A 10,866-nucleotide genomic window follows, 5' to 3' on the forward strand; every position below is an offset into this window, starting at 1 on the left:
TACATAATTAAATTTCGAAACGAAACTTAACTGTTCGATTTTTCATCAGTTAAATCGTGTCTTACAAATAATACAGCCATTTTCTTGCGCTATAAGTTACGTTGTGAAATAATTTTTGCATCAGTTAAGTTTTGAAGCGAAAGTTAAAGTGAGAAAACGTAATACTCAGGTTCGACGCCATTCCATTGCCCAGCTAGTCCAAGAGCGTGGCGAAGTCAGTGTTGAAGAGTTGTCTGCTTTATTTGATACCTCAGAGGTTACGATTCGAAAAGATCTCACATCGCTAGAAAAAAATGGTCAGTTGCTTCGTCGCTATGGCGGGGCCGTCTCTCTTCCTCAAGAAGCCGTAGATGAAGTGCTAAACGAATCCGTGGCGACGTCTGAAACCAAAGAGAAGATCGCAGAAGCCGCGGTAGGGTTGATTAACGACCATTATCGTATTGTTATTGATTGCGGAAGCACAACAGGTGCATTGGTGTCTCGCCTAGGCAACAAGAAGGGCTTGGTAGTGATGACAAATTCGCTCTCTCTTGCCAACGCGATAAACGACCTAGAAAACGAACCGACCTTGTTGATGACAGGTGGCACTTGGGATGCACATTCCGAATCTTTCCAGGGTCAAGTGGCAGAATCGGTATTACGCTCTTATGACTTCGACCAGCTGTTTATTGGCGCTGATGGCGTGGATTTAGCGCGCGGTACGACAACCTTTAACGAGCTTATCGGGCTGAGTAATGTCATGGCCGAAGTCGCTCGTGAAGTGGTCGTCATGATCGAGTCCGAGAAAATTGGCCGAAGAATTCCTAATCTAGAATTAGCATGGGACGCAATTGATGTGCTAGTGACTGATAAAGGCTTAACTCAAGAGCAAAAAGCTCTCATCGAATCCAATAGCGTAAAGGTTATTTGCGCTTAAATAATTTATCCCTCTTCTATTGACTTGCTTGCGTTCATAGAGGGAAACAGAAACTAAAAAGTGGAGAATTACTATGTGTGGAATCGTAGGTGCGGTAGCACAACGTGACGTAGCAGAAATTTTGGTAGAGGGTCTACGCCGTCTTGAGTACCGTGGATATGATTCAGCGGGTGTTGCCGTTGTTGATGCTGATTTAGAGCTTAAGCGCGTTCGTCGCCTAGGTAAGGTGCAAGAGCTTGCTGATGCTGTTGATGCACAAGATGTGACAGGCGGTACAGGTATCGCGCACACACGCTGGGCAACTCACGGTGAACCATCTGAAGCGAACGCTCACCCACACGTATCTGGTGATATCGCGGTTGTACACAACGGCATCATCGAAAACCACGAAGAACTACGTGCAACGCTTCAAGAGCGCGGTTATGTGTTCCAATCTCAAACAGATACAGAAGTTATCGCTCACTTAGTTGAGTGGGAACGTCGCACGTCAGAAACACTGGTTGAAGCGCTACAAAAAACAGCAGCTCAACTTGACGGTGCTTACGGTACAGTAGTTGTTGACCGTAAAGACCCAAGCCGCATCGTTGCTGCTCGCTCTGGTAGCCCAATCGTTATCGGTTTCGGTGTTGGTGAAAACTTCCTTGCTTCTGACCAACTTGCGCTTCTGAGCGTGACTCGCCGCTTTATGTACCTAGAAGAGGGTGACGTAGCAGAAATTACTCGTCGCGACGTTAAAGTTCTTGATGTTGACGGTAACCCTGTAGAGCGTGAAATCACAGAATCGAACGCAGAACATGACGCAGGTGACAAAGGCCAATACCGTCACTTCATGCAAAAAGAGATCTTTGAACAGCCTCGTGCGCTGATCAACACAATGGAAGGCCGTGTTACTGATAAAGCAGTCGTGACTGAAGCTATTGGTGTTAACGCGGTTGATATCCTTAAGAAAGTTGAGCACGTTCAAATCATCGCATGTGGTACCTCATACAACTCTGGTATGGCCGCTCGCTACTGGTTTGAATCTATCGCTGGCGTAAGCTGTGACGTAGAAATCGCGTCTGAGTTCCGTTACCGCGACTTCGTTGTTCGTCCAAACAGCCTACTTGTGACACTTTCGCAGTCAGGCGAAACAGCCGATACGCTAGCAGCACTTCGCCTTGCGAAAGAGAAAGGTTACATGTCTGCAATGACTATCTGTAACGTTGCGGGTTCTTCTTTGGTTCGTGAATCTGACTTTGCATTCATGACTCGCGCAGGGACAGAAATCGGTGTTGCTTCAACTAAAGCATTTACAACTCAGCTAGCTGCGATGCTGATGATGGTTGTGTCTATTGCTCGCCTTCAAGGTCGCATGACTGAAGAACGCGAAGCAGAAATCGTGAAATCACTGCACGAACTGCCTGCAAACATCGAGAAAGCACTAGCGTTCGACAAAGAAATTGAAGCACTGGCAACAGATTTCGCTGATAAGCACCACACACTATTCTTAGGTCGTGGTGAATACTACCCAATCGCGATGGAAGCCTCTCTAAAACTCAAAGAGATCTCGTACATCCACGCTGAAGCATACGCAGCAGGTGAGCTTAAACACGGTCCTCTGGCACTAATCGATGCAGACATGCCAGTTGTGGTTGTAGCACCAACCAACGACCTGCTAGAGAAGCTTAAGTCAAACATCGAAGAAGTACGTGCACGTGGCGGTCTACTCTATGTATTCGCAGACGAGAAAGCGGGCTTTGAAGGCGACGAAAACATGAAGATCATCCAAATGCCTCATGTGGACGACATCATCGCTCCAATCTACTACACAGTGCCAATGCAGCTACTGTCTTACCACGTAGCATTGATCAAAGGTACTGACGTTGACCAACCACGTAACTTAGCGAAAGCGGTGACGGTAGAATAAATCTCGTCTTTAGTACTAATGAAAGGCAGCATAGGGCAACCTATGCTGCCTTTTAGTTTGTAAGCAATATCCCTCCGATAAATACCTCCTAAAAAAACACGCCACTCACTTCTATAAAAAGCGATCTTCTCTCGTTCGTTTTTAGTCATTCAAGTGTGATTTGAGTCACATTTTAATTCAGTCTATTCCTTATCCCCAAAAGAGCAATTTGCTTATGAAATGAAAATGTTTCATATGCAAACGTCTTTGATTGAGTTGTTAAAGTTTTAAAGATTGCATCTAAATGTAGTTATATCGCAAATAATCCTTAATAAATCTGTAATAGGGCCTGTTTACTCTCATCAACGTCGAAACAAGGAAGGCGTAGAGATGAACATCAAAGATGTAGCGGAGCTGGCAGGTGTGTCACCAGCGACGGTTTCGAGGTTCTTAAATCAGTCTGACTCAGTTGCCAAGTCCACTGCGCGAAAAATCGAGCGAGTAATTACAGTGACCGGTTACAGCGCGGTTAAGCGTGAGAATAAAGTAGAGATAAGCAAGAACCCAACCATTGGAGTGGTGATCTCAAGTCTTCTCAATCCGGTGTTCTCTGAAGTTGTCGCGGGTATTCAAAGACGAGCGCAACATTTTGGCTATTCGACAATTGTCATTGATACCCAATACGACTCAGAGCAGGAGCTCAGAGCGGTAGCGGACTTAATTCGCTTGCGGGTTGAGGGCGTGATTATGACGGTCGCAGATGCTGCCAATAATCAAGCGCTCGGCGTGCTCAGGGATTTCAGTTTTCCTTACTGCTTGCTCCATAACGAATCTCAAGATGCCCCTTGTGTGTACGTCGACAACTATCAAGCAGGTATCGATGTGGCGAATCGGCTGGTTACCCTAGGGCATAGAGATGTGGGCATGATAACGGGTCTGTTTACTTCTTCTGATAGGGCAGAAAAGCGTTATCAAGGTTTCAAATATGGCCTCGCACAGCACGGTATTCAGATCAAAACGTTACTTGAGGTGCCATTGAGCAAGTTGGACTCGTTCGGTGAATCCGAAACCGAGGCAATGAAAGCAAAAGGTGCTCCGACCGTTTGGTTTTGTAGCAATGATCTACTCGCACTAAAAGCAATCAACGCGTTTCAATCAATGGGACTTCGTGTTCCTCAAGATGTTTCGATTATAGGATTTGATGGCATGAGCCTAGGCAAACTCGTAACGCCAAGCCTTGCCACGGTAGCGGTCCCCCATCTCAAGATGGGACAAGTCGCTGTCGACATTTTATTCAATGCCAAGGCTGGCTCAAAGCTGAAAACTTGCCTTGCCATGGATTACGAACTTCAAATGAATGGCTCACTTGGTGAAGCCCCGATAGTAAGCATTAACGAACAGGCACTTATTGGAGAATAAAAATGGCTGTTAAAAAACGTTCAACACTAATCAAGGCCGCAGGTATGTTGGTTGGCCTTGCTGGCGCTACTTTCCAAGCGCAAGCTTCAGACGCTATCTGTTATAACTGTCCACCGGAGTGGGCAAACTGGGGTGGTCAGCTGCAGCTGATCAACAAGGAGTTGGGTATTCGTGTTCCGATGGACAACAAAAACTCTGGTCAGTCTTTATCTCAACTTGTTGCTGAGAAGAACAACCCAGTAGCAGATGTGGTTTACTACGGTGTTTCGTTTGGCATCAACGCAGCGGACCAAGATGTGGTTGAGCCATACAAACCAGCGAACTGGGACCAAATCCCAGAAGGTATGAAAGATCCTGATGGCAATTGGTTCGCTATCCACTCTGGAACGATCGGCTTTTTCGTGAATGTGGATGCTCTTGACGGTGCTGAGGTACCACAAAGCTGGGACGATCTGCTAAAACCTGAGTATCGCGGCATGGTTGGTTACCTAGACCCAACAAGCGCATTTGTTGGCTATGCTAGCGCTGTAGCCGTAAACCAAGCAATGGGTGGTGATGTTGAAGACTTCACTCCAGCGATTGAGTACTTCAAGAAGCTGAAAAACAATCGACCAATTGTTCCGAGACAAACATCATACGCACGCGTTATCTCTGGCGAGATCCCAATCTTGCTTGACTATGATTTTAACGCTTACCGCGCCAAATACGATGATTACTCAAACGTTGAATTTGTTATTCCTCAAGAGGGTACCATTGCCGTTCCTTATGTAATGAGCAAAGTGAAGAACTCTCCAAACTCTGCAAATGGCGAGAAGATCTTAGACTTTGTTTTGTCTGAAAAAGGCCAGCAGATTTGGGCCAATGCTTACCTTCGTCCGGTAATCGATGGGGTGATGGATGAAGAGGCACAAAGCAAGTTCCTTCCGGATTCAGAGTATCAACGAGCCGGCTCGGTCGATTTTGCTGCCATGTCCGCAAACCAAGCAGCATTCGCTGACCGCTATCTAAGTGAAGTTAACTAACTCAAATCAGTTTTATTAGGGGGTGGGGACTCCTCCCACCCTTACTCTTATGAAAATAAACAATCTTTCGTTTTTACTGGCGCTTCCTGCTTTGATAATTAGTGGCGCTTTCTTTTTGCTGCCTGTGGTTCAGCTCATTCAGGTATCACTGGTGGATGGCGGGGCAGTAAGCTACCTACACATTTTAACTCGACCTTTATATCTAAAGAGCTTGGTTTCGACCGTTACTCTTTCGGCGTTAGTGACGCTGGTGAGTCTTGCCATTGCGACGATAAGCGGCCTGTTCCTAACTCGTTATGAGTTTCGAGGCAAGGAGTTGCTGGTGGCAATGCTGAGCTTTCCTTTGGCGTTTCCGGGTGTCGTTATTGGTTTCTTTGTCATCATGTTGGCAGGTCGCCAAGGGCTTTTTGCGCAAGCAGGCTTATGGCTGACGGGAGAGCGCTGGATGTTTGCTTACTCCATTGCTGGTCTCTTCTTGGGTTACCTTTATTTCTCGATCCCACGTGTCGTGCTGACCGTGATGGGAGCAGCAGAGAAGCTCGATTATAACTTACTTGAGGCCGGCCGATCATTAGGCGCTAATCGCTGGCAAATCTTTAAAGATGTCACGCTTCCTGCGTTGAAACCGGGTCTTATCTCATCAGGTTCCATCTGTTTTGCTACATCGATGGGCGCATTCGGTACCGCATTTACGTTAGCCACTAATATCAACGTGCTACCAATGACGATTTATACCGAGTTTACCCTTAACGCAAACTTTGCCATGGCTGCGGCCTTAAGCTTGATACTCGGCTTTGTGACCTGGGTATGTTTGGCGCTCGCCAAGCGTCAAGGTGATTCAACAGTCGCAATGGGGGGCTAATCATGAAAAAAGACAAATACTTCTATCTGCAATTGATGTTCACCTTGTTAGTGTGCGCGTTTTTGATTGTGCCAGTGATCATGTCGGTGATGGCCGGTCTAACTAACAACTATTTTGTAGGTATGAAAAGCGGCTTTACCTTGAGATGGGTGGAGCAAGTTTGGTCACTCTATTCCGATACCATTTGGCTAACACTGCAAATTGCCGTAGCGACGACCGTAATCAACGTCTTGGTCGGGGTTCCTTGTGCGTATGTACTGGCAAAAAGCAAAAGCCGCTGGGCTTCGCTCTTTGATGAAATCCTGACGCTACCTATTGCGATTCCGGGTATGGCGATTTCTCTAGGTTTAATCCTCGCCTATGGCGGATTCAGTGATTTCCGAGCGAGTTGGATGTTTATCTTAGTTGGTCACGTGATCTTCACTTTGCCATTTATGGTCAAATCGGTGTTGGCAGTGCTGCAAAGTATCAACGTCAGTGTGCTTGAAGAAGGAGCAGCAAGCCTAGGCGCTAGCTTCTGGCAGCGATTCTTTGATGTGATTGTCCCAAACTGCAAAGCAGGCATTGTTGCTGGCATGCTGATGACACTCACCCTGTCTATCGGTGAGTTCAACCTTACCTGGATGTTGCATACGCCCCTGACGAAAACATTACCCGTTGGTCTGGCTGACTCTTACGCGTCAATGCGCCTAGAAATCAGTTCGGCTTACACCCTTATTTTCCTATGTCTTATTATGCCTCTGTTGGTGCTGGCGCAACTGATCAACAGAAAACCAGTTACTAATAGTTAAGAATTTTCATGATGTTAGAACAAAAAAACGGCGTCGAAATCACGCTAAACAATATTACTAAAACGTTTGAAGACGGAACCTTGGCACTTAAGCCAACGGATCTAACCATTAAAGCAGGCGAAATCTTAGTACTCTTGGGCCCTTCTGGCTGCGGTAAGACCACCACACTTCGCTTGATTGCCGGTCTAGAGTTCGCTGATGAAAATGGCGGTAAGATCGCTTTTGGTAACCACGATGTGACCTCTCTACCAATCGAGCAGCGCAAGGTCGGCATGGTGTTTCAGTCTTATGCTTTGTTCCCGAACATGAATGTCAGTGAGAACATCACTTATGGCTTAAAAGTGCGCGGTGTAGATTCAGTCGTTCGCGAAAGAAAGCTGAAGGAAATGCTAGCGATGTTCGATTTGGAGAAGTACGCAACTCGCGGTGTCCATCAGTTATCTGGTGGTCAACGACAGCGCGTAGCGCTTGCTCGTGCGATCATTACTGAGCCTGATGTACTGTTGTTAGATGAACCACTATCGGCATTGGATGCGCTGCTTAAACAGCGTCTTCGTGGTGATATCCGAACCTTGCTGAAAAATCTCGGCATTACAGCGGTATATGTTACTCATGATCAAGAAGAGGCAATGGCGATGGGCGATCGTATTGCCGTACTTGACCACGGTGAGATTGCTCAGATTGGGTCAGCAAAAGAGATCTATCTGCAACCCAACAGTAGCTTTGTCGCCGACTTTATTGGACAGATGAACCGCTTTGAAGGTCATGTTGAAAACAGCCTACTCCGTCTGGATACGGGCAAAGCTCTGTCATTGCCAACCGACATTATTAATGGCAGTTCAACATTAAATGTGATGCTAAGACCTGAAGATATTCAGTTAACGGAGATTACGGATGATAAAGACTCACTGCAAGGAACGGTTGCTAGCACAGTATTCCTAGGTGACCGTACTCGTGTCATGTTGTCTGGTGTTACTCACAATGCGCAGGTGATGGTAGATTGCTTTGAACGTGTTGAGTATCAAGCAGGACAAGTCGTCACCTTGTCATTTGACCCTTCTCGTTTGATTCCACTCAAGAAGTAACGCCATGCTCATTGCACAGTTAACAGACCTACATATCAAAAAGGGCGGAAAACGCGCCTATCGTCGTGTGGATACCTTAGACTGCCTTCGCAAAGCGGTGTCCCATATTAACAACTTAATTCCACAGCCAGACTATCTGGTTATTACTGGTGATCTCGGAGACTTCGGTACGCCTGATGAGTATGCGGTTATCAAACAGGAGCTAATGAACGTCGAAGTTCCGATGCTAATTGTTCCAGGAAATCATGATCATCGCGCTAACTTAAGGGAAGGGTTGAGCGAGTTGGTTCGATTTGATCATTCAGAGTTTTGCAACTTTGTCGTTGAGCGTGATGAGCGGTTATTGATCGGACTTGATAGCTCAGTGATCGGCAAGCCTTATGGTCAACTATCATTGGAAACTTTATCTTGGCTGGAGGATACTCTAGGTCAACATCCCGATAAGCCGACTCTACTTTTTCTTCATCATCCGCCGATGCATGTTGGACTGACTCATATGGATGTTCAAAACCTCCAGAATTCAGAAGCGCTCTATGGGGTATTGAGTAAATTCAACAATGTGGTTGGAATCGTTGCCGGGCATTTACACCGACCGATCACTGCTGTTTGGAAAGGAATACCAGTATGGGTTGGACCCTCGCATAGTCATTCAGTGACTCTAGACTTGGAGCCCGATGCACCTTCATCGTTTTCACTCGAGCCGAATGCGATTCAGCTTTTTAAGTTTGATGGTGATTCAGTGGTTTCTCACATTAGTTATATCAGTGACAGTGAAGGACCTTATCCCTTTTTTGATGAGCAAGGTAATCTAATAGATTGATGTGTAATCATTAAAAGTAACTAAACATTAAAATGCCACCTAGTACAAGGTGGCATTTTACGTCTCGTTTTCTGCACTTCTGAGTGGTTAATTTAGCTTACTGCCACATCACCAAAATCGCCGCAATAGACAGTAAAATCAGTGCGGTAATGTCCTTGCGAGCGACGCTTTGCCCCAGCCAAAAATAAGAAATCAAGATCATAAAAATGACTTCAACTTGCCCTAGGGTCTTTACGTAAGGCACTGCCTGCAATGACATTGCACTGAACCAACCGAGAGACCCAATAACGCTAGCGAGGCTTGTCATGATTACTAGCTTGGGCTTCTTGAACATCTGAACTAAGGTGTGACGCTCTCGCAGTAGTAAGAAGCTGGTAATGATGATTGTCTGGAGCGAGATGACCAAAAACAGTACCCATGCAGCACTGTGGGGAAAGGGAAGTCCGATGCTCAAGCTTGCCTCTCGAACCCATAGCGACGTCAGTGCAAATGCGGTGCTGCAGGACATACCCAAAAAGAAAATTTTTGGTGACAGGCTTCGCCAGCCTGATGAGCTACTCATAAGCAGAACACCCAGAGTGCCAATCAAGACGCCAATCCAACCGGTGACCGATAATACTGTTCCAAAAAAGAGGACACCGAGCACCGCCGACACAGGTGCTTCGCACTTAGCCAATCCTGCCCCGATAGCATAGTTCTCTAACTTAAAAAGCAGCACCATCAATCCGGTGGCGAGTATTTGCATTAGTGCGGCGGCAATAATGTAAAACACGAACTCTCCCGAGAAAGTGGGAATAGCGACGGGCTGCCATTGATAAAGCGCAAAAAGATAAAGCAACGCGATAGGTCCTGCCCACAGAAAACGAGCAAGAGTGACGCCGGCGACACTCATAGTGCCGCTGAGTTTGCTTTGAAAGGCGTTACGCCAAGACTGGCTAAATGCAGCAAGGAGAGTAAAGGCTATCCAACTGAAAGACATTGTGGTTCCGGTGAATGTATAAGCAGATGATTATGTTAGCAAATGCCAACGCGTTAAAGAACCAGTGAAAGACGGGGTATCAAAAGGATATGATCCAGAGCTAGTGGAACATCAGTAATTGTGCCCTCCACATTTAAGTGAAAAGCACTATTATTTGTAAGTCTCGGAACATTCAAATTAGCGCATGATGTTCGTCATTTTTTGTAGATCTTGCCGTCATTGATTTCAGCGCGCTTTGCGTTGGCTCTCGTTCTCACCTCATATAGCATGAAGGTGTTTCTATCGCGAGTCCAAGGTTGTCCTGAATTTGCATCGTAATCGGAAGGCATTTCATAGCCTGCCGGGGCAAACGCCTCTAGACCAGCTTCTCTTGCTGTATTGACTGCTCTTAAGTTGTGTTCGTAAAACGCTAGGACAATGGTTTTACCCATTTTTTCAAAACCGCCTGCTTGTTTAACTGCGTCAAGCGCTACCCCGGTCGTATTCAAATAAATGAGTTCACCACCTTCGTTCACGGTGGGGTAGATAGGAAATAGTTTATCCGCTGCAACTCTATCGCCAATTTGCTGGGCAATTTCCCACTGTGCATAAACAGGCTTTCCTGTCTCCTTATGAAGCTCTACAGCAAGATCCGCCAATTGACCATTCATTGGCCCCGGAATCTGGTTGCCATTCTTGGCGTGTCGATTACCAAAGGCAAAGGCTAGAATGCTATCCGCTTCTTTTATATCAAGGGTTTCTGCTCGCCATGTGAGCACATCCTCAATCAAAAACTCAGATAGCAGTTTCGCAGCTTGTGGATCTTTGAGCTGCTCAACCAATCTAGCCTCCATCGCCATTTGTAATTGTTCATCGGTAAGTTGTGGTTCTGCTGCATTCGCGATAACAGACACTGCCATTAGGCCCGCGAACAAGGTCGTTTTTATCATCTTCATAGAACTGCCTCCGATTTTTCGTGTTAGATATTTATGGTTCGGCTTAAGTGTAGATTCGTGAATACAAGGGAACAAAAAACATCAGTTAAAAATCAAGATTAGTTAGCAAAACGCCCTTCTATATCCTTAACTTTAAAAGAGGTTTGTGACTT

At 46.1% G+C, this 10,866-nt stretch carries 10 protein-coding genes; 8 read left to right on the forward strand and 2 right to left on the reverse strand.

Annotated elements, in window-relative coordinates; translation table 11 throughout:
- Nucleotides 1–148: 148 nt before the first annotated feature.
- From J4N45_RS19815 to J4N45_RS19850, 8 genes are all read left to right on the forward strand, one after another.
- Nucleotides 149–916: a DeoR/GlpR family DNA-binding transcription regulator gene (locus tag J4N45_RS19815; RefSeq protein WP_252016292.1), complete on the forward strand. Its 768-nt coding sequence runs from the start codon at nt 149–151 to the stop codon at nt 914–916.
- 73 nt (nt 917–989) lie between these two features.
- Nucleotides 990–2,822, forward strand: a complete 1,833-nt coding sequence (gene glmS, locus J4N45_RS19820; protein ID WP_252016295.1) for a glutamine--fructose-6-phosphate transaminase (isomerizing) — start codon at nt 990–992, stop codon at nt 2,820–2,822.
- A gap of 369 nt (nt 2,823–3,191) precedes the next feature.
- The gene (locus tag J4N45_RS19825; protein ID WP_252016298.1) at nt 3,192–4,220 is read left to right on the forward strand and encodes a substrate-binding domain-containing protein; all 1,029 of its coding nucleotides are present in this window, start codon (nt 3,192–3,194) and stop codon (nt 4,218–4,220) included.
- Nucleotides 4,221–4,222: 2 nt separating this feature from the next.
- Entirely contained in the window at nt 4,223–5,242 is a 1,020-nt protein-coding gene (locus J4N45_RS19830) for an ABC transporter substrate-binding protein (RefSeq protein WP_252016301.1), read from the forward strand.
- 49 nt (nt 5,243–5,291) lie between these two features.
- The gene (locus J4N45_RS19835) at nt 5,292–6,104 is read left to right on the forward strand and encodes an ABC transporter permease (RefSeq protein WP_252016304.1); all 813 of its coding nucleotides are present in this window, start codon (nt 5,292–5,294) and stop codon (nt 6,102–6,104) included.
- A gap of 2 nt (nt 6,105–6,106) precedes the next feature.
- Nucleotides 6,107–6,895, forward strand: a complete 789-nt coding sequence (locus J4N45_RS19840; protein WP_252016307.1) for an ABC transporter permease — start codon at nt 6,107–6,109, stop codon at nt 6,893–6,895.
- A gap of 11 nt (nt 6,896–6,906) precedes the next feature.
- Nucleotides 6,907–7,980 (forward strand): ABC transporter ATP-binding protein, encoded by a 1,074-nt coding sequence (locus J4N45_RS19845; protein ID WP_353505899.1) that lies wholly within the window; start codon nt 6,907–6,909, stop codon nt 7,978–7,980.
- 4 nt (nt 7,981–7,984) lie between these two features.
- Nucleotides 7,985–8,800 carry a phosphodiesterase gene (locus J4N45_RS19850; protein WP_252016314.1) on the forward strand — a complete coding sequence of 272 codons (816 nt, stop codon included), beginning with the start codon at nt 7,985–7,987 and terminating at the stop codon, nt 8,798–8,800.
- Nucleotides 8,801–8,897: 97 nt separating this feature from the next.
- On the opposite strand, the gene J4N45_RS19855 is transcribed toward J4N45_RS19850, so the two are convergent.
- Both J4N45_RS19855 and J4N45_RS19860 read right to left on the reverse strand, forming a co-directional pair.
- Entirely contained in the window at nt 8,898–9,779 is an 882-nt protein-coding gene (locus J4N45_RS19855; RefSeq protein ID WP_252016316.1) for a DMT family transporter, read from the reverse strand.
- A gap of 194 nt (nt 9,780–9,973) precedes the next feature.
- A complete protein-coding gene (locus J4N45_RS19860; protein WP_252016318.1) occupies nt 9,974–10,714 on the reverse strand; it encodes a hypothetical protein in 741 nt (246 codons plus the stop codon).
- Between the last annotated feature and the right edge of the window lie 152 nt (nt 10,715–10,866).

This window comes from Vibrio sp. SCSIO 43140, assembly GCF_023716585.1.
Lineage (GTDB): Bacteria > Pseudomonadota > Gammaproteobacteria > Enterobacterales > Vibrionaceae > Vibrio > Vibrio maritimus_B.